This is a genomic window from Streptomyces sp. NPDC059957 (genome assembly GCF_042730015.1).
In the GTDB taxonomy this organism is placed as follows: Bacteria; Actinomycetota; Actinomycetes; order Streptomycetales; family Streptomycetaceae; genus Streptomyces.
In genome coordinates, this window is record NZ_JBHWMB010000006.1 from 79878 (window position 1) to 104239 (window position 24362).

The following is a 24362-nucleotide window of genomic DNA, read 5'->3' on the forward strand; positions in this document are numbered from 1 at the left end:
CGGCCTTGGTGTTCACCGGCAGGCTCTCCTTCGTACGTGAGGATCGTTTCGGACCCGTGGACGGCTCCCACTGTGTCGGTCCGCGCGCCGTCCGCGCACCACCGACAGCGGAAATTCTCCTGTGCGGTCCGTGAATCCGTACAGACGTGCCTGCGTTCGGGCCGTGCGCGGGAGGTGTTGCGGAGCTCCGCGCCGCTCACCGCACGCCCGGAGCCTTCGCCCTGGCGTGCGGGATCGTCGGGAACACCCTCCGGCGCGCGACCCGGAGGACATCCCAGCCATACCCCGTCGGCGCCGCCGCATTCCTGGCCGATCCAGGTCAGATCACCCGCGGGCGTTGACACCCCGGCCGTGCGGATGGTGGGCTCTGGCTCGTTCGTACGAGCGGGAGACGACTCGGGACGGGGTGGCTCCGTGCAGATCAGGGGCAGCAAGCGGGCCACGGCGACCGCCGCGGCGGTCGCCGTCATCGGTGCGCTGCTGAGCGGCTCGGCGGTCGTGGGTCCCCCCACCGCTTTCACCGCACCCACCTCGCCGGACGCGCCGGACACGCCCTCCGCGCCCGGCACCGCCGCGGCTCCCGCCGCGCTGCGCGACCCGGTTCCCCTCCCCGCACCCGCCCCCGTGCTCGACCCCGGCACCCCTCCGGCGCGCGCCGCCGCCGAAGGGCCCGCGGTGTACCCCCGGCCGCAGTCGACGGCCGTCGACCCGGCGCGCGCGGTGCCGCTGGGCGCCGAGGCCGTCCTGGTGCTGCCCACGGACGTGGACCCGTACGCCGCCCAGCTGGTGCGCGAAGCCCTGCGCGGGGCGGGCGTACGGACCCTGCACGAGCGGGCCGACGGGGAACCGCTGCCCGCTGCGGGACCCGTCGTACGCCTCCAAGGGCCGGATGCGGAGCGGGCGCTGCGGGCCCTGGGCGCGAGCGAGGCCGGCGACCTGCCGGCCGGCGGCTACCGGCTGGCCGTGGGCCGCGCCGAGGGGCGGGACACGGTCGCCCTGGCGGGCGTGGGCGAGGACGGGCTGTTCCACGCGGCGCAGACGCTGCGTCAACTGCTGGCGCAGGGCGGCGGGAAGGCCCCCGGGGTCCTCGTACGGGACTGGCCGTCCGCCCCGGTGCGCGGGATCACGGAGGGGTTCTACGGGACTCCCTGGACGGCCGCCCAGCGGCTCGCGCAGGTGGAGTTCATGGGCCGCACCAAGCTGAACCGGCTGCTGCTCGCCCCCGGGGACGACCCGTACCGGACCACGGAGTGGCGCCGCGACTACCCGGCCGCGCAGGCGGCGGAGCTGCGGGAGCTGGCCGAACGGGCGCGCGCCAACAAGGTGGTGCTCGCCTGGGCGGTGGCGCCCGGGCAGTCGATGTGCCTGGCCTCCTCGGCCGACCGGGCGGCGCTCGCACGCAAGCTGGACGCCATGTGGGACCTCGGATTCCGGGCGTTCCAGGTGCAGTTCCAGGACGTCAGCTACACCGAGTGGGGCTGCCGGGACGACCGGGAGCGGTACGGCAGGGGCCCGAAGGCTGCCGCGAAGGCGCACGCCGAGGTCGCGGGCGAGCTGGCCGCGCACCTGGCCCGGCGCTACCCGGGGGCGCCCGCCCTGTCGCTGCTGCCGACCGAGTACTACCAGGAGGGCGCGACGCCCTACCGGACCGCGCTCGCCGAGTCCCTGGACGACCGGGTGGAAGTGGCCTGGACGGGCGTCGGCGTGGTCCCGCGCACCATCACCGGGCCGGAGATGACCGGGGCGCGCGCCGCGCTCGGGCAGCACCCCCTGGTCACCATGGACAACTACCCCGTCAACGACTGGGATCCGGGCCGGATCTTCCTCGGCCCGTACGCGGGACGCGACCCGGTGGTCGCGAGCGGATCGGCGGCCGTACTGGCCAACGCGATGCCCCAGGGCACGCTGTCGCGCATCCCGCTGTTCACCGCGGCGGACTTCACGTGGAACCCGCGCGGCTACCGGGCCGCCGACTCCTGGGCGGCGGCCGTCGCCTCGCTCGCCGGACCCGACCCCAAGGCCCGGGCGGCGCTGGCCGCGCTGGCCGGGAACAACGCCTCCTCGGGCCTCGCCCAGCCCGAGTCCGCCTACCTGGTCCCGCTGATGGAACAGTTCTGGCGGGCCCGCAGCTCCGGGGACCCGGCGGCCGGCGAGCGGCTGCGCGCCGCCTTCCGCGTGCTGCGCGAGGCCCCGGACCGGCTGCCCGCACTCGCCGGGGAGGCCGGGCCCTGGCTGTCGCGGCTCGCGCGCTACGGGACCGCCGGGGAACTGGCGCTCGACGTCCTCCAGGCGCAGGCCCGCGGGGACGGGGCGGCGGCCTGGCGGGCATCGCGGGCCCTCACCGCCGCCCGCGCGGCGCTGTCCGGAGCGGAGGCCGCCCGGGTCGACAAGGCGGTGCTGGACCCCTTCCTGACGCGGGCCGCTGCCGAGGCCGACGCGTGGACCGGCGCGGCCCGCGCGCCCGGCACGGTGACCCGGCAGGCCGACGCGTGGACGGTCGAGCTGTCCGGTGCCCGGCCGGTGTCGGTGGTGACCGTGATGACCGACCCGCTGCCGCCCGGCAGCCGGGGCGCCGTGGAGGCCCGCGTACCGGGAGAGGGCTGGCGCAAGGTCGCGGACGCGGCGGTGTCGGGCTGGACCCAGGCGGACCTGGGCGGCCTGCGGGCCGACGCGGTCCGGCTCGTCTGGTCGGGTCCGGCTCCGGCCGTGCACGGCGTGGTCCCGTGGACGGCGGACGGCCCGGAGGCCCGCTTCGAGCTGGCCCCGGCCGTGGACGCGGAGATCGGCGGGGCCCCGCAGCGCATCCCGGCGCAGCTGTCCGCACTGCGTCCCGGCGAGGTCCGCGGCCCCCTGTCGGCGACGCCGCCGCCGGGGATCTCCGTACGCCTGCCGGAGACGGCCGCGGCCGCGCGCGGTACGACGGCGACCGTCCCGGTGGAGGTCGCGGTGGCCGCGGGCACGGCGCCGGGCACCTACGAGGTTCCGGTCGCCTTCGGCTCCCAGACCCACACGCTGAAGGTCCGCGCGCATCCGCGCACGGCCGGCCCGGACCTGCTGCGCTCCGCCGTGGCCTCGTCCTCCGCCGACGAGACCCCGGCGTTCCCCGCCTCGGGGGCGCTTGACGATTCCCCGGCCACCCGCTGGTCCTCGCCGGCGGCCGACGGGGCCTGGTGGCAGGCGGAGCTGCCGGCTCCGGCGCGGATCGGGCTGCTGCGGCTGCGCTGGCAGGAGGCCTACCCGTCCCGGTTCCGTGTGGAGACCTCTGCGGACGGTGTCACCTGGCATCCGTCGGCGACGGTCGCCTCGCGCGGCGGGGTGGACTCCGTCCACCTGGACCCGGTGGCCGCCCCGGCCCGCTTCGTCCGGGTCACCTGCGAGGCCCGGGCCACCCGCTACGGCTGCAGCCTGCTGGGCGCCGAAGCCTTCGCGGTGGCCCCGTAGGGCGCCGGGCAGCCCTGCGGGGCAGTCCCCTACCCGCCCTTCGCCCGTTCCCCGGGGCTCCGCCCCGGACCCCGCGCCTCGAACGCCGGTGAGGCTGAATTGGGCCGCGCGGCGGCACATCCAGCCCGTCCGGCGTTCGAGGACCGGGTCCGGCTCAGGGGGTTACGACGCGACCGCCACTGCGGCGACCGGGACCCCGATGCGGTCCAGCGCGTCCTCCGCCCCGTACGGCTGGAGGTACGGCATCCAGCACGGATCCCGGTGCCCCGTCCCGATGATCCGCCAGGCCAGCCCGGACGGCGGAGCCGGCTGGTGCCGCAGGCGCCAGCCGAGGTCGACGAGGTGCCGGTCGGCCTTGACGTGGTTGCAGCGGCGGCACGCGGCGACGACGTTGTCCCAGGCGTGCTGTCCGCCCCGGCTGCGCGGGATGACGTGATCGACACTGGTGGCGACGGCCCCGCAGTACATGCAGCGGCCGCCGTCCCGGGCGAACAGCGCGCGGCGGGTGAGTGGAACGGGCCCCCGGTAGGGGACCCGCACGAAGCGCTTGAGCCGAACCACGCTGGGCGCGGGGACGGCCCTTGTCGCGCTGTGCAGAAAGGCGCCGGATTCTTCCAGGGAGACCGCTTTGTTCTCCAGGACGAGGACGAGCGCGCGACGGAGCGGTACGACGCCGAGGGGCTCGTACGACGCGTTGAGGACCAGGACGTGCGGCACGGACTGCCTCCTTGTACGCCGGCGGCGCGTGGCTCGCGCCGGGACGATCTGCTTTCCAGTCTCCCCTTACGGCTGGTCGAAGCGCCACCACGCGCCCGTAACGGGTCCGAGGTGTTTTCGACCACACCCGCTTCATCCCCGCGTGAGTCTGGTCTCTCCCTCGAACATGGCAACAAGTCCGGGCAAGTGCCCCGTTAGGGTGGATGGTCTGCCCGCCCCACCCCTTCCGCGGGCAGGACGCCACATCTGGAGGTTCCCGCCGTGCCCAGGCCTGCCGCACTGCTCCCGCTCGCAGCCGACAACCCGGACGCTTCCGAAACGATCAGAGAAACCCACGAGAGCGTCACGAACGCCGCCAGTTTCATAGAGGAGAACTGGGCCGGATGGCTGTACCTGGGCCTGCGGATCCTCCTCATCCTGGTCATCGCCTTCGCCCTGCGTTCGGTGGTCCGCAAGTCGCTGACCAAGCTGATCACCCGGATGAACCGCGGCGCCGATGCCGTGGAGGGCACGGCTCTGAGCGGGCTGCTGGTCAACGCGGAGCGGCGTCGCCAGCGGTCCGAGGCCATCGGTTCGGTGCTGCGTTCGGTGGCCTCGTTCCTGATCCTCGGCACGGCCGGCCTGATGGTGCTCGGCGCGCTCGACATCAACCTGGGACCGCTGCTGGCGAGCGCCGGTGTGGCGGGTGTGGCGATCGGTTTCGGCGCCCGGAACCTGGTCACGGACTTCCTCTCCGGCGTGTTCATGATCCTCGAGGACCAGTACGGCGTCGGCGACAAGATCGATGCCGGGGTGGCCTCGGGCGAGGTCGTCGAGGTGGGCCTGCGCGTCACCAAGCTGCGCGGCGACAACGGCGAGATCTGGTACGTCCGCAACGGCGAGATCAAGCGGATCGGCAACCTCAGCCAGGGCTGGGCCACGGCGAGCGTGGCGGTGCAGGTCAAGCCGACCGAGAGCCTTTCCCACATCCGCGAGGTGATCAAGGGGATCGCGGACACCATGGCCAAGGAGTCCCCGTGGGACGAGCGGCTGTGGGGCCCGGTGGAGGTGCTGGGCCTGGACGAGGTGCTGCTGGCCTCCATGACCGTGTCGGTGTCGGCGAAGACGATGCCCGGCCAGCAGTTCTCCGTGGAGCGCGAGCTGCGCTGGCGGATCAAGGACGCCTTCGACGCCGCGGGCATCGGGATCGTCGGGGGCCTGCCGGCGCCCGAGGAGGACGCGGCCCCGGCCGACCCCTCGGCTTCGGTCGCCCCGCCGTCGGCGCTGGCGAACCCGACCTCTCCGCAGTCCCTGGCCACCGCGGAGATCCCGCCGCCGGCCGCGGGCGGCTCGGTCTCCGGTCCGCGCATCACGAAGTAGCGCCCGCCCCGCTCGTCGCCCGTACGCGTACACCGCTGCCCCCGCAGATCCGATCTGCGGGGGCAGTCGTGTGCGCACCACCGCCGGGTTCGTGTGCGCACCACCATCGAGTTCACGTGCGCACCACCCTTGAGTCGTGCGCGCACCACCATTGACACGAGCGACCCACCAATAGGAAACTTACCTAACAGTTCATCTCCGTGAGGGAGAAGCCACCCCATGCCCGCCACCCCCGGTACGCCCAGCCTGTTGCGCGCCCTGAACGACCGGGCCGCGCTCGAGCTCCTGCTGACGCACGGTCCGCTGTCCCGGACCCGGATCGGGCACCTGACCGGCCTCTCGAAGCCCACCGCCTCCCAGCTGCTGGCCCGCCTGGAGGCCGCCGGGCTCGTCGTCGCCACCGGCACCGCCACCGGCCGCCCCGGCCCCAACGCGCAGCTCTACACCGTCAACGCGCGGGCCGCCCACGTCGCGGGGCTCGACGTCACCCCGGGCCGGATCCTCGCCTCCGTGGCCGACCTCACCGGCGAGGTGATCGGCAGCCACGAGCTCCCGTACGCGGAGGGCACCGGGCCGGTCGAGCAGGTCAGCCGCGCCCTCGGCGAGGCCGTCAAGGACGCCGGGCTGCACCTCGCCGACATCCACCGGGTGGTCATCGCGACCCCCGGCTCCTTCGACCCCCGCACCGGGGTGCTGCGCTACGCCGACCACCTGGCGGGCTGGCAGTCCCCCACGCTCCTCGACGAGCTCGCCGCGGCCCTGCCGATGCCGGTCGAGTACGAGAACGACGTGAACCTCGCCGCCGTCGCCGAGCAGCGGCTCGGCGCCGCCCGAGGCCACGAGGACTTCGTCCTGCTGTGGAACGAGGAGGGCCTCGGCGCCGCCCTCGTGCTCGGGGGCCGACTGCACCGCGGCTGGACCGGCGGAGCCGGGGAGATCGGCTTCCTGCCGGTCGCCGGGCATCCGCTGGTCCGCCAGGTCACCCGGGTCAACTCCGGCGGCTACCAGGAGCTGGCCGGTGCGCAGGTACTGCCCGCGATGGCGGCCCGGCTCGGCGTCGACGCGCCGCCGGCCGCCGCGGCCGGGGCCGGTTCGGTGCACGGCGCCGTACACGGGGCCGAGTCCGGGGCCATGGTCGAAGCGGCGGCCGCGCTGCTGGCCCAGGCCGCAGCCGCGCCCGAGGGGCCCCACCTGGAACTCCTGCGGGAGTACGCCACCGCCCTCGCCACCGGTCTCGCCTCGCTGGTCGCCGTACTGGACCCGGAGATCGTGATCCTGTCCGGCGCGCTGACCATCGCGGGCGGGGAACCGCTGCGCGAGCTCCTCGAAACCGAACTCGCCGACCTCGCCCCGTCCCGGCCCCGGCTGGTGACCGGCGAGGTCCGGGAACGGCCCGTACTGCGCGGGGCACTGGAGAGCGCCCTCGCCGCGACCCGCGACGAGGTCTTCGACACCTCCCGCCGCTGAACCGCACCACCGGCACCTCCGGCACCTCCCGCCACTGAACCGCACCAACCGCACCAGCCGCACGAGTCCGCACCGCTTCCCACCCGCTCCAGTCCGCACGGCCTCGCCCCGCACGAACCCCCGGCGCACGCAGCCCCGTACAGCTCACCCGCACCACCTGCCCTGCCCCGCACCTCCCCGCGTGAGCCCACACCGCAACACGGCTCCTCCTCCACCCCTCCAGGAAGTCCCCCCGCGCAGAGAGTGACTCCGCCATGCCCGGAATCCGCCGCCTGACCGTCGCCGCCACCGCCGTCGCCGCGATATCCGTACTCGCCACCGCCTGTACGGGCTCCGCCTCCAACACGGCCGCCGACGGCCCGAACAAGGACGTCACCCTCAACTTCTGGCACGGATGGTCCGCCCCCAGCGAGATCAAGGCCATCGAGGACAACATCGCCCGGTTCACCAAGGCCCACCCGAACATCAAGGTGAACGTCACGGGCAACATGACGGACGACAAGATCAACCAGGCGCTGCGCGCCGGCGGGGAGAAGGCCCCCGACGTGGTCTCCTCCTTCACCACCGACAGCGTCGGCAAGTTCTGCAACACCGGCGCCTTCGCCGACCTCAACCCCTTCCTGAAGAAGTCCGGGGTCGACAAGGAGAAGGTCTTTCCCAAGACCCTCTTGGAGTACACCCAGTTCAACGGCAACCAGTGCACGCTGCCGCTGCTGAACGACGCGTACGGCCTCGTCTACAACAAGACCGCCTTCGAGGCCGCCGGGATCACCGAACCGCCCAAGACCTGGAGCCAGTTCGTGGCCGCCGCGCAGAAGCTGACGATCCCCAAGGGGGATTCGTACCAGCAGCTCGGCATCATGCCCACCTACCACGGCTACGAGACCGCCCCCCAGCGCCTGGCCGCCCTGTGGAGCCCGTCCTACTTCGACGCCGACGGCAAGTCCAACCTGGCCAAGGACCCCGGCTTCGCGCAGATGCTGACGGCGCAGAAGGACCTGGTCGGCAAGCTCGGCGGGTACGGGAAGCTGGAGAAGTTCCGCACCACCTTCGGCGACGAGTGGAGTGCCGAACACCCCTTCCACCTGGGCCTGGTGGCCATGCAGATCGACGGGGAGTGGCGGCCCGCCATGGCGAAGGAGGCCGGGGTGAAGTTCGAGATCGGGACCGCGCCGATGCCCGTCCCGGACGACCGGATCGCCGAGTACGGCAAGGGCTACCTCGCCGGCACGATCATGGGCATCGCCTCGGGCAGCAAGAAGCAGAGCGCCGCCTGGGAGCTGACGAAGTACATGACGACCGACACCGAGGCGGTCGTGGAGTTCGCCAACGCCATCCACAACGTGCCCTCGACGCTGGCCGCCCTGGAGTCCCCGAAGCTCCAGGTGAGCCCGGAGTTCAAGACGTTCATCGACATCGCCAAGCACCCGAAGTCGACCACCACCCCGGCGCAGGCGGACGGCGGCACCTACCAGCTGACCTTCACCGACTTCGCGTACGCGGTCGAGAAGGGCGAGGTCGCGGACATCGCGGCCGGTCTCGCCAAGACCGACCAGCAGATCGACACGGACATCGCGAAGGCCAAGTAGCCCGATGGACGGCACCCTCTCCCCCTCCCCCGAACTGCGCGCCAGGCGCCGCAGGTCGGCGCTGCGCTCGGCGGCCTTCATGTCGCCCTGGCTGATCGGGTTCGGCATCTTCTTCGCCTACCCGCTCGTCTCCACCGTCTACTTCTCCTTCACCAAGTACGACGGCTTCCGCCCGCCCGTCTTCAACGGGCTGGACAACTGGACCTACGTCTTCTCCGACCTCCCGATGTTCTGGCCGGCCATGCGCAACACCCTGTGGCTGGTCGTGATCATGGTCGGCTGCCGGGTCGCCTTCGGCCTGGGCATCGGCCTGCTCATCACGAAGATCAAGCTGGGTACGGGCGTCTTCCGCACCCTGTTCTACCTGCCCTACCTGGCCCCTCCGGTGGCGGCGACCCTGGCCTTCGTCTTCCTGCTCAACCCGGGCAGCGGCCCCGTCAACACCCTGCTGGACGCGGTCGGGCTGCCCACGCCCGGCTGGTTCACCGACGCCGACTGGTCCAAGCCCGCGCTGACCGCGCTCGCCGTGTGGGGGGTCGGCGACCTGATGGTCATCTTCATGGCCGCGCTGCTCGACGTACCGCGCGAGCAGTACGAGGCCGCCGAGCTGGACGGGGCCGGCGCGCCGGCGCGCTTCCGCCACATCACCCTGCCGAACATCTCCCCGATCATCCTGTTCGCGGTGGTCACCGGGGTCATCCAGGCGATGCAGTTCTACACGCAGCCCCTGGTGGCGGGGAAAGTGGCGTCCGGCGTGATCGGCGGCTCGGGACAGCCGACCGAGCCCGGGTACCCCGACAAGTCCACGCTGACCCTGCCCCAGGTCATCTACAACGTCGGCTTCCAGCGCTTCGACTACGGCGCCGCGTGCGTGGTCGCCCTGGTGCTGTTCGCCCTCTCCATGGCCTTCACCGCGCTGCTGATGCGGCGGCGCGGCGGCCTGATCGAGGCAGGTGACTGAGGATCATGAGCCAGACCCTCACCCGCGGCGCGGAGCGCTCCCCGCGCCCCGCCGCCCCCGGTACGCCGGAGTCCGCGCGGGCCGTACGCACCGCGCGACGGCGGGCCGCCCTGCACTGGGTGGCCGTGCACTCCCTCGGCGTCGCGGCGGCGCTCTTCTTCGTCCTGCCCTTCGTGTTCCTCTTCCTGACCTCGGTGATGAGCGACCAGCAGGCGCTGACCCGCGACCTGTGGCCGCGCACCTGGGAGTGGGGCAACTACGCGAAGGTGTGGGACACCCCCGGCTTCCTGACCTGGTGGCGCAACACCCTGATGTACGCGGGCCTCGGCACCCTGCTGACCGTGGTCTCCTCGGTGCCCGTCGCCTACGCGCTCGCCAAGTTCCGCTTCCGCGGCCGGCGGCTGTCGCTGCTGCTGGTGATCGCCATGATGATGCTGCCGCCCCAGGTGGTCGTCATCCCGATGTACCTCTTCTGGGCCAAGCAGCTGGACCTGTCCGGCACCCTGTGGCCGCTGATCATCCCGATGGCCTTCGGCGACGCCTTCTCCATCTTCCTGCTGCGCCAGTTCCTGCTGACGATCCCGGACGAGTACCTGGACGCGGCGAAGGTCGACGGCTGCGGCGAGCTGCGCACCCTGCTGCGGGTGGTGCTGCCGATGGCGAAGCCCGGGATCGCGGCCGTGGCGCTGTTCCAGTTCTTCTGTGCCTGGAACGACTACTTCGGCCCGCAGATCTACGCCTCGGACAACCCGGCCGCCTGGACCCTCAGTTACGGACTGGAGTCCTTCAAGGGCGCCCACCACACCAACTGGAACCTCACCATGGCGGCAACAGTGCTGGTCATGGCCCCGGTGATCGTCCTCTTCTTCTTCGCCCAGAAGGCGTTCGTCGAAGGCGTCACCCTGACCGGAGTGAAAGGCTAGTGACCATGAAACTCGCAGTGGTGGGCGGCGGTTCCACCTATACCCCCGAGCTGATCGACGGGTTCGCCCGACTGCGCGACACCCTGCCCATCAGCGAGCTGGTGCTGATCGACCCGGCCGCCGACCGGCTGGAGCTGATCGGCGGCCTGGCCCGGCGGATCTTCGCCAAGCAGGGGCACCCGGGGCTGATCACCACCACCTCCGACCTCGACGCGGGCGTCGCCGACGCGGACGCGGTCCTGCTGCAGCTGCGCATCGGCGGGCAGGCGGCCCGGCTCCAGGACGAGACCTGGCCGCTGGAGTGCGGCTGCGTCGGCCAGGAGACCACCGGAGCCGGCGGCCTCGCCAAGGCGCTGCGCACGGTCCCGGTGGTCCTCGACATCGCCGAGCGGGTCCGGCGCTCCAACCCGGACGCGTGGATCATCGACTTCACCAACCCGGTCGGGATCGTCACCCGCGCCCTGCTGCAGGCCGGGCACAAGGCGGTCGGGCTGTGCAACGTGGCCATCGGCTTCCAGCGCAAGTTCGCCGCGCTGCTCGACCTGACGCCGGCCGACATCCACCTCGACCACGTGGGCCTCAACCACCTCACCTGGGAGCTGGGGGTGCGCAAGGGCGGCCCCGAGGGCGAGAACCTGCTGCCGCAGCTCCTCGCGCGGCACGGCGAGGCCATCGCCGCCGACCTGCGCCTGCCGCGCACGGTCCTGGACCGGCTCGGCGTCGTCCCCTCGTACTACCTGCGCTACTTCTACGCGCACGACGAGGTGGTCCGGGAGCTCGGCACCAAGCCCTCGCGGGCCGCCGAGGTCGCCGCGATGGAGAAGGAACTGCTCGGCCTGTACGGGGATCCCGCGCTGGACGAGAAGCCGGAACTGCTCGCCAAGCGGGGCGGCGCCTTCTACTCGGAGGCCGCCGTGGACCTGGCCGCGGCCCTGCTGGGCGACGGCGGGAGCGCCGTACAGGTGGTCAACACGCTGAACAACGGCACCCTGCCGTTCCTCCCGGACGACGCGGTCGTCGAGGTGCAGGCGCGGGTGGACCGCTCCGGCGCCTCGCCGCTGGCCGTACCCCGGCTGGACCCGCTGTACGCGGGGCTCGTCTCCCACGTCACGGCGTACGAGGACCTCGCGCTGGACGCGGCGCTGCGGGGCGGGCGCGAGCGGGTCTTCAAGGCGCTGCTGGCCCACCCGCTGGTGGGCCAGTTCGACCTCGCCGAGGGGCTCACGGACCGGCTCCTCGCGCACAACAAGGAGCACCTGGCATGGGCGTGAGCCGGCCCCCGAAGGCAGCCGTCCTCGCCGTCGACGCGGGCAACAGCAAGACGGACGTGGCACTGATCGCCGCGGACGGCCGCGTCCTGGGCACCGGGCGCGCGGGCGGCTTCCAGCCCCCGCGCGTCGGGGTGGAGGCGGCGCTGGACGTCCTCGGGCAGGCCGTCGCCGAGGCGGCCGAGGCCGCCGGGCTGCCGGCGGCGGCGGCCGGAGCCCCGTACGCGGGTCCGTACGCCCTGCGGGTCTCGGCCTGTCTGGCCAACGCGGACCTCCCCGTGGAGGAGCTCGGGCTCGCGCAGGCCATCGGTGCGCGCGGCTGGGGCACGGACACCGAGGTCCGCAACGACACCTTCGCGATCCTGCGGGCCGGACTCGGCGAGGGCGGCGGGGGGCCGCGCGGGGTCGCGGTGGTGTGCGGGGCGGGCATCAACTGCGTGGGCATGCTGCCCGACGGGCGCACGGCCCGGTTCCCGGCGCTCGGGCAGATCTCCGGCGACTGGGGCGGTGGTGGCGGACTGGCCGCCGAGGCCATGTGGTGGGCGGCCCGCGCCGAGGACGGGCGCGGCGGCCCCACCGAGCTCGCGGCGGCCCTGCCGGGGCACTTCGGACGGGAATCCATGTACGCGCTGATCGAGGCGCTGCACCTGGGCTCCGTGGAGCCCGTACGGATGCACGAGCTGGTGCCGGTGCTGTTCGCGGTGGCCGCGGCCGGTGATCCGGTCGCCGCGGCCCTCGTCGAGCGGCAGGCCGAGGAGGTCGTGGCACTGGCCTCGGTGGCGCTGGAGCGGCTCGGGCTGCTCGCCGAGGAGGCTCCCGTCCTGCTGGGCGGCAGCGTCCTGGCCGCCCGGCACCCGCAGCTGAACGGCCGGGTGGAGGCCCTGCTGGCCGAACGGGCCCCGCACGCACGGGTCTCGGTGGTGACGGCCCCGCCGGTGCTGGGGGCCGGCCTGCTGGGCCTGGACGCCCTGGGGGCGGGGCCCGAGGCCTACGGGAAGCTGCGTGCCCATTTCGGGTGAACCGTGCCCGCGCCGGAACCATCCCGGCTCGTGGGGCGTAGTAGGACCGGGGGACGGATCGGGGCGGATCGTGCCCGATCCCGGACCGGGTGCTGTGGACGACCGCCACTAAGGCCATACTGCTGCGAAGCACGAAGGACCGAGGGGGAGGTCAGGGTGGCCATCACATCACGCGCGCCCGCGCCCGGCGGCGTCTCGGCGCCCTCCGGGCCGCCGGCGCCGCCGCCCGACGGGCTGCCCCGGCAGGGCACCGCCTGGGCCGAGGGCGTGGAGCGGCTGCGCGCGGCCGCCACCACCGAGCCCGGCCGGCTGCGGATCGTCGGCGCGGCCCTGGCCGCGCTGGTCCTGCTGTTCGGCGCGGTGGCCGTCTGGGAGATCTCCGGCCGGGTCACCGCGGCCGATGACGTCGTGGGCCGCAGCCAGCCGCTGAGCGCCGACGCGGCGAGCATCTACCGCTCCCTCGCGGACGCCGACACCGCCTCCTCCAGCGGTTTCCTCGCGGGCGGCGAAGAGCCCCGCGAGGTCCGCAGCCGGTACGAGAAGGACATCGCCAACGCGTCCCGGCTGCTGGTGAACGCGGCCGCCAGCACCACGGCCGGCGAGGACTCCCGCAAGCAGATCACCCTGCTGAGCGAGCAGCTCCCCCGCTACACCGGCCTGATCGAGCAGGCCCGGGCCACCAACAAGCAGGGTCTGCCGCTCGGCGGCGCCTACCTCCGGTACGCGAACGAGCAGATGAGCACCCAGCTGCTGCCGGCCGCCCAGCGGCTCTACGAGGCGGAGACCGGCCGGCTCTACACCGACTACGACCGGGCCCGCGAGCTGCCCCTGGGCGCGCTCGGGGCCGGTCTGCTCGCACTCGCCGCCCTGGCCCTGGCCCAGCGGCGCAACTACCTGCGTACGAACCGCGTCTTGAACCACGGGCTCGTCGCCGCGACCACCGCCTCGCTGGTGCTGCTGCTGTGGCTGGCCGCGGGGCACACGGTCGCCCGGTCGGGGCTGAGCGAGGCCCGCACGGACGGGCAGGAGTCGCTCAAGGTGCTCAACGACGCGCGGATCGCCTCGCTCCAGGCGCGGGCCAACGAGAACCTGACCCTGATCTCGCGCGGCGCCGTACTGGCCGAGGACAAGAAGTCCGACAAGTACGACGTGGACTTCTCGAACGACATGAAGGACCTGGACGCGGGCCTGGCGACGGCGGCGAAACTGGCCGACGACGCGGCCGGCCGCGACCCCGTGTCCCGCGCCGTGGACGGGGTGAAGCGGTGGAAGGAACTGCACACCGCGGCCCGGCAGACCGACTTGAAGGGCGACTACCAGGGCGCCGTCGGACAGGTCATCGGGGACAAGGACCACAAGGAGCCCACGGGGACCGCCTTCGACACGGTGGACGCCTCGCTGGAAGCGGCCGTGGCCCACGAGCAGCGTGAATTCACCCGGGCGGCGCGGGACGGGCTCGGGGCGCTCGACGGTTTGGTGACAGGCACGGCGGCCCTGGCGGTCGTCGGCGCGGTGGCCGCCCTGCTCGGCATCGGGCGCAGGCTTTCGGAGTACAGGTGAGAGCGATGCCGGGACGGGTGAAGCGCACGGGCGAGGGCTCCGGGGAGTCCGGCCTGGCCGGGGGCACCGCGGTGGCCGCCGAGGGCGCCGCGGAAGGGCAGGAGCCACGCGGTCTGCGGCGGCTGACGGGACGGCTGCGCGGCTGGGGCGGGGTCGGGGCGATGGCCGTGGCCTGCGCGCTGACGGCGGCGGCCGTGCTGCTGCCGCTGGCCCAGGCGGCCCCGGGCAGCCCGCCACCCTCCTCGCTGGTGCGCGAGCCGGCCAGGATGGCCGTCGCTCCGCAGGCCCCCGGGGACACCTGCGAGAACCCCGAGGCGAGCCTGCGCCCCAACGGGCTGGACGGCTCCGCCATCCAGCGGATCCGCGCCGCGGGCCACCTCGTCGCGGGCGTGGACCAGAACAGCTTCAAATGGGGCTACCGCAACCCGGCCGGGGAGCTCGACGGCTTCGACATCGCCCTGGTCAAGGCCATAGCGAAGGACATATTCGGCGAGGACGGCAAGGTCATCTACCGGGCCATCCCCACCAGCCAGCGCATCCCCGCGCTCAAGGACGGCACCGTCGACATCGTCGTGCGCACGATGACCGTCAACTGCAAGCGGCTGGAGGAAGTCGCCTTCTCGACGGCGTACTTCGAGGCCGGGCAGCAGGTGCTGGCCCCCAAGGGCTCGGCGATCACCGGCTACGACGCCTCGCTGAAGGGACGCCGCATCTGCACGGCGGCGGGCTCCACGGCGGAGGCGGCACTGACCGCCCAGTCCTACGGCGCGGTCCCGGTCAGCGTGCCCAACCAGCTCGACTGCCTGGTCCGGCTGCAGTTGGGCGAGGTGGACGGCATCATCACCGACAACGCCCTCGCCGCCGGCCAGGCCGCGCAGGACCCCTCGGTCAGCCTGGTCGGCTCCCCGTTCACCAAGGAGTTCTACGGGGTGGCCATGAACAAGGACGCCGACGACCTGGTGCGCCGGGTCAACAAGGTGCTGGAGGACTACCGCGCGGGCGGCGGCAACAGCCCCTGGATGACGGCCTACAAGGCCCACCTGGAGCCCGTGCTGCCCGGCGTGGGCGGCCCGCCCGTTCCCAAGTACCGGGACTGAGGCCGGTGTCGGATTCTGAGCCCGATGTCACGAGACCGGAGGCGGGATCGGTGGAGGCACATCCTTTGGGGGCGCAGGCTTTGGGAGCACAGTCTTCGGGGGCGCAGCCGGCGGTGATGGACCGGGACGGCGTGGACCGTGCGCTGGCCCGGCTGGGCGCGGAGCACGAAGCCGTCGAGACCTCGCTGCTCGCGCTCCAGGACCACTCCGGCCGGCGGCTCCTGGAGGGCGCCGGGCTGACCGGGGTCACCAAGGAGCGCTGGGCCGAGGCCGACGCGGCCATCACCCGGCTGTGGCGGTACTTCGACGCCTACAGCGGGGCGCTCGGAGCCGCCCGGGGAATCCGTGAGCGGCGCCGCTGGCCGAGCCGCGAGGACCTGATCGAGCTGACGGACCGGCTGCGCGGGCCCGGTGTGCTGATCTCCGGCGCCGCGGTGGAGGGGGCCCCGCTCGCGGAGCGGTTCTCCCTCGCCGAGCTGGTCTCCCGCATGAACGAGCTGTACGCGCGCTCCCTGGACGTGGTGGTCGCCGCGGACTCCGTCTGGTCGGCGCTGCCCGCCCGGATCGACCTCCTCTCCGCCGAACTGCACCGCACCCGCGCCCTCGCCCACTCGGTGGGGGTCCGGCCGGGAGAACACCCCTCGGGGGACGACCTGGAAGCCATCACGGCCGAGCTGGCGGACCTGCGGGCCCGGGTCATCGAGGATCCGCTGGCGTTCTGGTTGCCGTTGGCCGGGAGCTCCGCGCCGGGCGGCGGCCGTCCGGACACCGGGCGCTACGACCGGGCCGCGCTCGCGCTGGAGGACGTACGCCGGGAGGTCGAGGCGGTGCTGGCCGTCCGGCAGGACGCCGAGCAGCGGCTGATCGGCCTGCGGGACGTGCTCTCGCGGGCCGACCGGACCCTGGCGGAGGCCCGGCTGGCGCGCGGTGAGGTGCTGGCGAAGATCGCGGCGTCCGAGGTGCCCGCGGTGAGCGGACCGCCGACGGCGCTGCAGGAGCAGCTCTCAGCGGCGGCCGAGTACCGGCGGGGCGCCCAGTGGCACCGGCTGTCCCCGCTGCTGGAGTCCTTGGAGGAGCGGGCCGGGGAGGAACTGCGACGGGCCCGCGAATCGTTGACCGCGGTGACGGCGCCGCTGGCGGTGCGGGCGGAGCTGCGCGGACGGCTCGACGCCTACAAGGCGAAGGTGGCCCGGCTGGGCATGGCGGAGGATCCGCTGCTGATGGAGCGGTACGACACCGCCCGGCGGATGCTGTGGAGCGCGCCCTGCGATCTACGGGCCGCCGAGCAGGCGGTGCTGCGCTACCAGTGGGCGACGGCCGAGGCGCTGCCGTCGCAGCAGCAGGCCGGGCAGGACCAGTACGACCAGCAGGACCAGCAGGGGCGCCGACCGGCGCGTGAGTGGCCCGACGGGCCGAGGGAGGGGGACGCGTGAGTCTGATCGGAACGGCGTGCATGCGCCCCGGCTGCCCGGGGACGTACGAGGACATGGGCGGCGGCGAGGTCTACTGCGACACCTGCGGGCTGGCGCCCGCCGGGGCCGTCGCGGCGGGCGCCGAGGAGCTGGTGTCGGTACCGACGGCGATGACGAGCGCGGCCCGCCACGGGGACTCGCAGGGGTCGCACGGCTCCGGACGGTCCTCCGCGTCCTCCTCCTCGCGGGCCTCCCGCTCGGCCCGGTCGTCGCGGTCCTCCTCCTCCCGCCGCTCCGTGTCGGGCCGGCTCTCGCGCGCGCTTTCCGGGGCCGCGTCCACCCGTTCGGTGTCGGTGCGCAGTTCGGGTTCGGCCGCCTCGGTGTCGGGCCGCAGCCGGCTGGGCGCCGGGCTGGTCAACGTACCGGAGGTGCCTCGTCCGGATCCCTCGGCGGCGGTGCTGGAGAACCCGGAGGTTCCGGAGCGCAAGCGGTTCTGTTCGCGCTCGGACTGCGGGGCGCCCGTGGGGCGGGCGCGCGGGGAGCGGCCGGGGCGGACGGAAGGTTTCTGTACCAAGTGCGGGCACCCGTACTCCTTCGTGCCCAAGCTGCGCGGGGGCGACCTCGTCCACGGCCAGTACGAGGTCGCGGGCTGCCTCGCGCACGGCGGGCTGGGCTGGGTCTATCTCGCGGTGGACCGGGCCGTGTCGGACCGGTGGGTGGTGCTCAAGGGCCTGCTCGACACCGGGGACCAGGACGCGATGGCGGCCGCGATCTCGGAGCGGCGCTTCCTCGCCGAGATCGAGCACTCCAACATCGTGCGGATCTACAACTTCGTGGAGCACCTGGACCAGCGGACCGGTTCGCTGGACGGGTACATCGTCATGGAGTACGTGGGCGGCAAATCGCTCAAGGAGATCGCCAACGAGCGGCGCAGGCCGGACGGCCGCCGCGACCCGCTGCCCGTGGAGCAGGCGTGCGCGTACGGCATCGAGGCGCTGGAGGCGCTCGGCCACCTGCACACCAGGAACCTCCTGTACTGCGACTTCAAGGTCGACAACGCCATCCAGCAGGCCGACCAGCTGAAGCTGATCGACATGGGCGCGGTCCGGCGGATGGACGACGAGGAGTCGGCCATCTACGGCACCGTGGGCTACCAGGCGCCGGAGGTCGCGGAGCTCGGCCCGTCGGTCGCCTCCGACCTGTACACCGTGGCGCGCACGCTGGCCGTGCTGACCTTCGACTTCCAGGGCTACACGAACGTGTTCGTGGACTCGTTGCCGGACCCGGAGCACATCGAGGTGTTCGGGCGGTACGAGTCCTTCTACCGGCTGCTGGTACGGGCCACCGACCCGGATCCCGGACGGCGGTTCGCGTCCGCGCAGGAGATGGCGGACCAGCTGACGGGGGTGCTGCGGGAGGTCGTCGCGCTCCAGACGGGCCGCCCCAGGCCCCAGGTGTCCACCCTCTTCGGGCCCGAGCTGCGGGTCCCGGACGACCGGCTGTTCATCGACGACAAGTCGGGCGGGCACGTGTCCCGGCTGGGCGAGCGGTCCGTGAAGCGGTGGCGGGCCGGCCGGGGCGCCGCTCCGGCCCGGGTCCCGGCCGCCGTCCCCGTCCCGGGGCCCGCTCCGGCGGTGGAAGCCGCGCCCGACGCCGCGGCCCCGTCGGCCTCGCCGATCACGGGGTACGGCACGACCGGGCTGGTCACCACGGCGACGCACCGGGCCAACGGGCCCGGCGTGCCGGCCCCGCGCCGGGCACCGGCGGCCACGCCGCTGCCACCCGTCGGGATCGCCGCAACGCGGCGGCCGGAGCTGTCCACCCTGGACACCCGCGAGGCCGCGCTGGCCCTGCCCGTGCCGCTGGTCGACGCCGCGGACCCCAACGCCGGTTTCCTGGCGGGCCTGCTGGCCTCCGCACCGGCGGACCTGCTGGCCGCGCTGGGCTCGGCGCCGGCCGAATCCGCCGAGCTGCGGCTGCGGGAGCTGCGGGCCCGGCTCGAACTGGGCGGGGCCGACGCGCCGCTCGTCGCCGACGCGCTGACCCGGCTGGAGGCGCGGCATCCCGACGACTGGCGCGTGGTGTGGGCCCGGGGCATCTCCTCGCTGGCCGTCGGTGAGGACGAGACGGCGGCCCTGTCCTTCGACGCCGTCTACGACGCCTTCCCGGGCGAACCGGCGCCGAAGCTGGCGCTGGGGCTGTGCGCGGAGGTGCTGGGGCAGCTGGACAACGCCGCCGAGTACTACCGGCTGGTGTGGGCCACGGACCCCGGTTTCGTCGGCGCCGCGTTCGGGCTGGCCCGGGTGCAGCTGGCCGCCGGGGACCGGAGCGGAGCCGTGCGCACGCTGGAGTCCGTGCCGGAGGTGTCGATCCATCACACGGCCGCGCGGGTGGCGGCCGTACGGGCACGCCTGCGCGACCGGTCTCCCCAGGAGGCGCTGCTGCCCGATCTGACGGCGGCCGCGGCGCAGGTGGAGGCGCTGGGGAGGTTCGGCCTGGACTCGGTGCGCCACGAGCGGCTCAGGGCGGAAGTTCTGGGCGCGGCGCTGGACTGGGTACTGTCGGGCAGCCGGGGTTCCGACCCCGGCCGTACCTCGCTGCTCGGCTGCCAACTGGACGAGCGGGGGCTGCGCTTCGGCCTGGAGCGCTCGTTCCGCGTGCTGGCACGGCTGGCGCAGCGGGGCGAGGAGAGGATCGAACTGGTGGAGCGGGCAAACCGTTTCCGTCCCCGGACGTGGGTGTGATTGATGTCGATGCATCGGCTGTCGGGCTGCCCCAGCTGCGCGGAACCGCTGGAGGAGGGTGATCGTTTCTGCGGCCTCTGCGGCTACGCCCTCACCACCACCGCCCCCACGGAACCCCGCGCCCCGCAAGGGGCGGCGACACCCACGCCCCCGCTGGGCGCGGCACCCGTGCCCCCGGTGGGCATGCCCCCGGCTGCGCCGCTCACCCCGCCTGCGGCGGATCCGGGCCCGGCGTTCGGCCCGGCGGGCTCGGCACCCGGGGGCCCGGCACCCATGGGCCCGGCACCCATGGGCCCGGCCGCCCCGCCAACCCCGGGCTTCGCGTCTGCGGCTGGTCCGGGCGCGCCTGCGACCCCGGCGCCTTCGACGGCCGTGAGCCCTTCGGCACCGGCTGCCCCGCCCTCCCCCGCCCGGTTCGCGGCGGGTCCGGCTGCGCCGGGCGGCCCGGCGGAGTCGGCGCACATGACCCCGGCGGGCTCGGCACCCGTGGGCCCGGCGGCACCGGCTGCCCCGGGAGCGGCGGATCCGGCTTCGCCGGGCACCCCGGCCGCGGCGGCCGCTCACACGGGCGCCGCCGGCCAGACCGGCCCGGCGGGCGGGATCCCGGCCACCCGCGGGCGTTCCTCGCCCGACGAGGCCCACGCGCCCCGGCACTCCGGCGGCTACGCCGAACCGGCTGCCCCCGGGTACGCCGGCGAGGCCGCGCCCGGCTGGGGCAGCGTGTCCACCGCCGCCCCCACCCTGGTGTCGGGCCCCACCGGCTGGGCCGACCCCGGCCCCCTGGCAGAGCCCCACGGCACGCCTCCGGCCCCCGAGAGCCCGTACACGGCGCCCCCGCAGGGCCGGCACCCGGCGGACACCACCCCCTACGGAGCGAGCGCGCAGGGCCCGGGCTCCGCGGGCGGCTCCGGCTACGACGCGTACGGCACCCCGGGCCCGGGAGAGCACGCCTCCCCCTACGACCACCCCGCCCAGCAGGGCCGGCACTCCGAGGGCGAAGCCCCGTACGGCAGCCCCGCCCCACAGGGCCACACCCCCGGGGGCGAAGCCCCGTACGCCGCCCCGGCCGGCGGGCACGGCCCCGCCCACGGCGGCCCCCAGGGCCCCGGCCCGGGCCACGAAGCCCCGTACGGCAGCCCCGCCCCACAGGGGCACACCCCGGAGGGCGAAGCCCCGTACGGCGCTCCCGCCCCGCAGGGCCGGCACCCCGAGGGTGGAACCCCGTACGACAGCTCCGACCCGCAGGGCCACACCCCCGGGGGCGAAGCCCCGTACGGCAGCCCCGCCCCGCAGGGGCACACCCCCGGGGGCGAAGCCCCGTACGCCGCCCCGCAGGGGGAGGCCGGGGGGAAGACCTGTGTGGCCTGCCGCGCCGGGCGGGTGGACACCGACGGGTACTGCGAGCACTGCGGCCACGCGCAGCCGCGGGAGCGGGACCACCTCGAAGAGGAGCTCGGGAGCGTCGCGGCCGTCAGTGACCGCGGGCTGCGCCACCACCGCAACGAGGACTCCTTCGCCGTGGCGGCCACCGCGCTGCCCGACGGCTCCGCCGCCACCGTGGCCATCGTCTGCGACGGCGTCTCCTCCGCCAGCCGCCCCGACGAGGCCTCCGCGGCCGCCGCCGGAGCCGCCAACGAGGCGCTGCTCGACGCCCTCCCCCGCGGCGCCCACCCCCAGGAGGCCATGCACGAGGCGATCCTGGCCGCCGCCGCAGCGGTGAACGCCCTCGCCCCCGAGGTGCCGGGCGCCCAGAACGCCCCCGCCTGCACCCTGGTCGGTGCCGTGGTCAGCCGCGGCCTGCTCACCATCGGCTGGGTCGGCGACAGCCGCGCGTACTGGGTCCCCGACGACCGCGCCGCCCTGCCCCGCCGCCTCACCGAGGACGACTCCTGGGCCGCCCAGATGGTCGCGGCGGGCCTGATGGGCGAGGCCGAGGCCTATGCCGACGTCCGCGCGCACGCCATCACCGGCTGGCTCGGGGCCGACGCGTACGACCTGGAGCCGCACACCGCCACCTTCAAGCCCGACCACGACGGCGTGGTCGTGGTCTGCACCGACGGACTGTGGAACTACGCCGAGTCGGCGCGGGACATGGCCCAGGTGCTCCCGTACGACGCCGCCGTCCGGCCCCTGCACAGTGCGCAGGTCCTGGTGGGGCACGCCCTCGACGGCGGCGGGCACGACAACGTCACCGTGGCCGTCGTCCCGTTCGCGGCGACCCCGCCGACCCCGCAGACCGCGCAGACCCCGCCCGCAAGCACCGAAAGCGCCGCCGGCCCGCAGGCCCAGGCCTGATCCCCGTCTCCGAGGAGTAGCGACCGATGGCGAACTTCGCCAAGCCGAGCGCCCCCAGCTTCAGCGTGGAGGTGTACCAGAACGAGTTCCTCGCCGAGGGCGCCCGCGACGTCCACGCCATCGTCACGGTCACCTCCACCGGCGGCGCCACGGCCACGCGGACGGCCGTCGCCCCCGGCGGCGCCGCCGTGGTGATCATGGTCGACTGTTCCGGCTCCATGGAGTACCCGCCCGACAAGATGCGCGGCGCCCGCGAGGCGACGGCAGCGGCCGTGGACACCCTCCGCGACGGCACCGCCTTCGCCGTGATCGCCGGTACCCACGTGGCCAGGGAGGTCTTCCCCCGCCGGGGCCTCCTCGCCATCGCCGACGCGACCACCCGCGCCCAGGCCAAGGAGGCCCTGCGCGGCCTCTCCTCCGGCGGCGGCACCGCCATCGGCACCTGGCTGCGCCTCGCCGACGGACTGCTGCGCGGATCGACCGCGGCGATCCGGCACGGGATCCTGCTCACCGACGGCCGCAACGAGCACGAGGACCCGGCCGTGCTCCGCGCCACGCTCGACGCCTGCGCGGGCCGTTTCACCTGTGACGCCCGTGGTGTGGGAACGGACTGGGAGGTCAAGGAGGTCACCGGCATCGCGAGCGCGCTGCTCGGCACGGCCGACATCGTGGCCGATCCGGCCCGGCTGACCGAGGACTTCACGCACATGATGGAGAACGTCATGGGCAAGGAAGTGGCGGACGTCTCACTGCGCCTGTGGACCCCCGTGGGCGCGGAGGTCCTGTACGTCAAGCAGGTCGCTCCCGCCGTGCAGGACCTGACCGCACGCCGCACGGAGGCGTCCCCGCGCGCCGGGGACTATCCGACGGGTTCCTGGGGCGACGAGTCCCGCGAGTACCACGTGTGCGTAAGGGTCCCCGGCGCCTCCGTCGGCCAGGAGATGCTCGCCGCCCGGGCCGCCCTCGTCATGCCGGGAGCGCCCGGTGAGGCCCCGGCCGTACTCGCCCAGGGCCTGGTCCGCGCCGTATGGACGGACGACCTCGCCGCGTCCACCGCCATCAACCCGCAGGTGGCCCACTACACCGGGCAGGCGGAGCTCGCGCAGGCCATCCAGCAGGGCCTGGAGGCCCGCAAACTGGGGGACGTGGGCGGGGCCACGGCCAAGCTCGGCCGGGCCGTGCAGCTGGCGAGTTCCTCGGGCAACGCCGACACCGCGAAGCTGCTCGCCAAGGTGGTGGATGTCGTCGATGCGGCGGCGGGTACTGTGCGACTGAAGGCAAAGGTCGCCGACGCGGACGAGATGACACTAGAAACGCGTTCCACTCAAACCGTTCGAGTGCGAAAATCTTGACGTACGGCTTGACCCTCTGATCAGGCGTGAACCAGACGCGATCGGAAGCACAGAAGAAGCAGCTGAAGAAGACCCTGCCTCGTTGACGCAGGAAGAAGGAGGAAGCGCCGCGATGCCGACCTGCCCGAACGGGCACCAGTCCGCCTCCGACGACTGGTGCGAGGTCTGCGGCCACCGCATGGCCGCCCCTACGGGCAGCCCCGGGGCGCCCTCCTACGGCTACGGCTACCCTCCCACCGGCGAGCCGACCGCACAGGCCGAACTCTGCCCGCAGTGCCGGACTCCGCGCGAGGCCATGGCCCCGTTCTGCGAGGAGTGCCGGTACAACTTCCTGACCCGTACGGCGACCTCGTACACCCCGATCACCCCCGACCTGCCCCCGCCGCCGGGCATGCCCGCGGCCCCGCAGGCGTACTCCCAGGACCACTTCGACTACCAGGGCTCGCGGCCCTCGCGGGTCAACCGCCCGGCCGAGCCGCTGCAGCGCGAGGACGACTGGATGCTGCCGCCCCCGGCGCACCAGGAGTTCCAGCAGCCCCCGTACCAGCAGCAGCCGCCGCCCCCGCAGCAGCACCAGCAGCAGGCTCCGCCGCAGTACCAGCAGCAGCCCTCGCGGACCGGGCAGTACCAGCCGCCCCAGGCGCCCCCGCACCACCAGCAGCATCAGGCACCCCAGGCGCCTCAGCCGCAGCAGTCGTACCAGCAGCCCTACCAGCCCCAGGGCGGCGGGTCCTGGACCGCGACCATCGGTCCGGACCGCTCGTACTTCATGGCGATGATGCAGCGCAGCGGTCCCGAGGCCTCGGGACTCGACCTGCCCGCGTACTCCCCCGAGCAGCACCTCCCGCTCGCCGGCGGCCAGATCACCATCGGCCGCCGCCGCGCCTCTACGGGCGAGTCCCCCGACATCGACCTGTCGGTGCCCCCGGAGGACCCGGGCGTCTCGCACCAGCACGCGGTGCTCGTCCAGCAGCCCGACGGCAGCTGGGCCGTGGTGGACCAGAACTCCACCAACGGCACCACGATCAACGGCGGCGAGGAGTCGATCCAGCCCTACGTGCCGGTTCCGCTCGCCGACGGGGACCGCGTGCACGTCGGCGCCTGGACCACGATCACCGTCCGGCGCGGCTGACCGGGCGCGCACCCCGGTCCTGAACG

At 74.1% G+C, this 24362-nt stretch carries 16 protein-coding genes; 15 read left to right on the forward strand and 1 reads right to left on the reverse strand.

What is annotated here, in order from left to right; translation table 11 throughout:
- The first annotated feature begins 414 nt into the window (after positions 1-414).
- Positions 415-3441 (forward strand): beta-N-acetylglucosaminidase domain-containing protein, encoded by a 3027-nt coding sequence (locus ACFWBW_RS06215; protein WP_385368871.1) that lies wholly within the window; start codon positions 415-417, stop codon positions 3439-3441.
- A 162-nt stretch (positions 3442-3603) separates the two neighbouring features.
- Here the strand turns inward: ACFWBW_RS06215 and ACFWBW_RS06220 are convergent, their stop codons facing one another.
- Entirely contained in the window at positions 3604-4158 is a 555-nt protein-coding gene (locus ACFWBW_RS06220; protein WP_385368873.1) for an HNH endonuclease, read from the reverse strand.
- A 261-nt stretch (positions 4159-4419) separates the two neighbouring features.
- Here ACFWBW_RS06220 and ACFWBW_RS06225 point away from each other — a divergent pair, with 261 nt between their 5' ends.
- From ACFWBW_RS06225 to ACFWBW_RS06290, 14 genes are all read left to right on the forward strand, one after another.
- The gene (locus ACFWBW_RS06225; protein WP_385368875.1) at positions 4420-5517 is read left to right on the forward strand and encodes a mechanosensitive ion channel family protein; all 1098 of its coding nucleotides are present in this window, start codon (positions 4420-4422) and stop codon (positions 5515-5517) included.
- A gap of 219 nt (positions 5518-5736) precedes the next feature.
- Positions 5737-6984, forward strand: a complete 1248-nt coding sequence (locus ACFWBW_RS06230; protein ID WP_385368877.1) for an ROK family transcriptional regulator — start codon at positions 5737-5739, stop codon at positions 6982-6984.
- Positions 6985-7238: 254 nt separating this feature from the next.
- On the forward strand, positions 7239-8573 hold the full coding sequence (locus ACFWBW_RS06235) for an ABC transporter substrate-binding protein (RefSeq protein WP_385368879.1): 1335 nt from the start codon (positions 7239-7241) through the stop codon (positions 8571-8573).
- A 4-nt stretch (positions 8574-8577) separates the two neighbouring features.
- Complete coding sequence (locus tag ACFWBW_RS06240; protein WP_385368880.1) at positions 8578-9534, forward strand: carbohydrate ABC transporter permease; 957 nt, start codon at positions 8578-8580, stop codon at positions 9532-9534.
- Between the two features lie 5 nt (positions 9535-9539).
- Positions 9540-10457, forward strand: coding sequence for a carbohydrate ABC transporter permease (locus ACFWBW_RS06245; RefSeq protein WP_385368882.1), 918 nt, complete (start codon positions 9540-9542; stop codon positions 10455-10457).
- Between the two features lie 5 nt (positions 10458-10462).
- Positions 10463-11728 (forward strand): 6-phospho-beta-glucosidase, encoded by a 1266-nt coding sequence (locus ACFWBW_RS06250; protein WP_385368884.1) that lies wholly within the window; start codon positions 10463-10465, stop codon positions 11726-11728.
- Entirely contained in the window at positions 11719-12744 is a 1026-nt protein-coding gene (locus ACFWBW_RS06255; RefSeq protein WP_385368886.1) for an N-acetylglucosamine kinase, read from the forward strand. The genes ACFWBW_RS06250 and ACFWBW_RS06255 overlap by 10 nt, the downstream gene beginning before the upstream one ends.
- Positions 12745-12900: 156 nt before the next feature.
- Positions 12901-14304: a hypothetical protein gene (locus ACFWBW_RS06260; RefSeq protein WP_385368888.1), complete on the forward strand. Its 1404-nt coding sequence runs from the start codon at positions 12901-12903 to the stop codon at positions 14302-14304.
- A gap of 161 nt (positions 14305-14465) precedes the next feature.
- On the forward strand, positions 14466-15401 hold the full coding sequence (locus tag ACFWBW_RS06265; RefSeq protein ID WP_385369053.1) for a glutamate ABC transporter substrate-binding protein: 936 nt from the start codon (positions 14466-14468) through the stop codon (positions 15399-15401).
- 116 nt (positions 15402-15517) lie between these two features.
- Positions 15518-16834 carry a hypothetical protein gene (locus ACFWBW_RS06270; protein WP_385369055.1) on the forward strand — a complete coding sequence of 439 codons (1317 nt, stop codon included), beginning with the start codon at positions 15518-15520 and terminating at the stop codon, positions 16832-16834.
- 5 nt (positions 16835-16839) lie between these two features.
- Positions 16840-19557 (forward strand): tetratricopeptide repeat protein, encoded by a 2718-nt coding sequence (locus tag ACFWBW_RS06275; RefSeq protein ID WP_385369057.1) that lies wholly within the window; start codon positions 16840-16842, stop codon positions 19555-19557.
- A gap of 462 nt (positions 19558-20019) precedes the next feature.
- Positions 20020-21852, forward strand: coding sequence for a protein phosphatase 2C domain-containing protein (locus ACFWBW_RS06280; RefSeq protein WP_385368890.1), 1833 nt, complete (start codon positions 20020-20022; stop codon positions 21850-21852).
- 26 nt (positions 21853-21878) lie between these two features.
- Positions 21879-23204 carry a VWA domain-containing protein gene (locus ACFWBW_RS06285; protein WP_385368892.1) on the forward strand — a complete coding sequence of 442 codons (1326 nt, stop codon included), beginning with the start codon at positions 21879-21881 and terminating at the stop codon, positions 23202-23204.
- A 112-nt stretch (positions 23205-23316) separates the two neighbouring features.
- Positions 23317-24336, forward strand: coding sequence for an FHA domain-containing protein (locus ACFWBW_RS06290; protein WP_385368894.1), 1020 nt, complete (start codon positions 23317-23319; stop codon positions 24334-24336).
- The last annotated feature ends 26 nt before the right edge of the window (positions 24337-24362 follow it).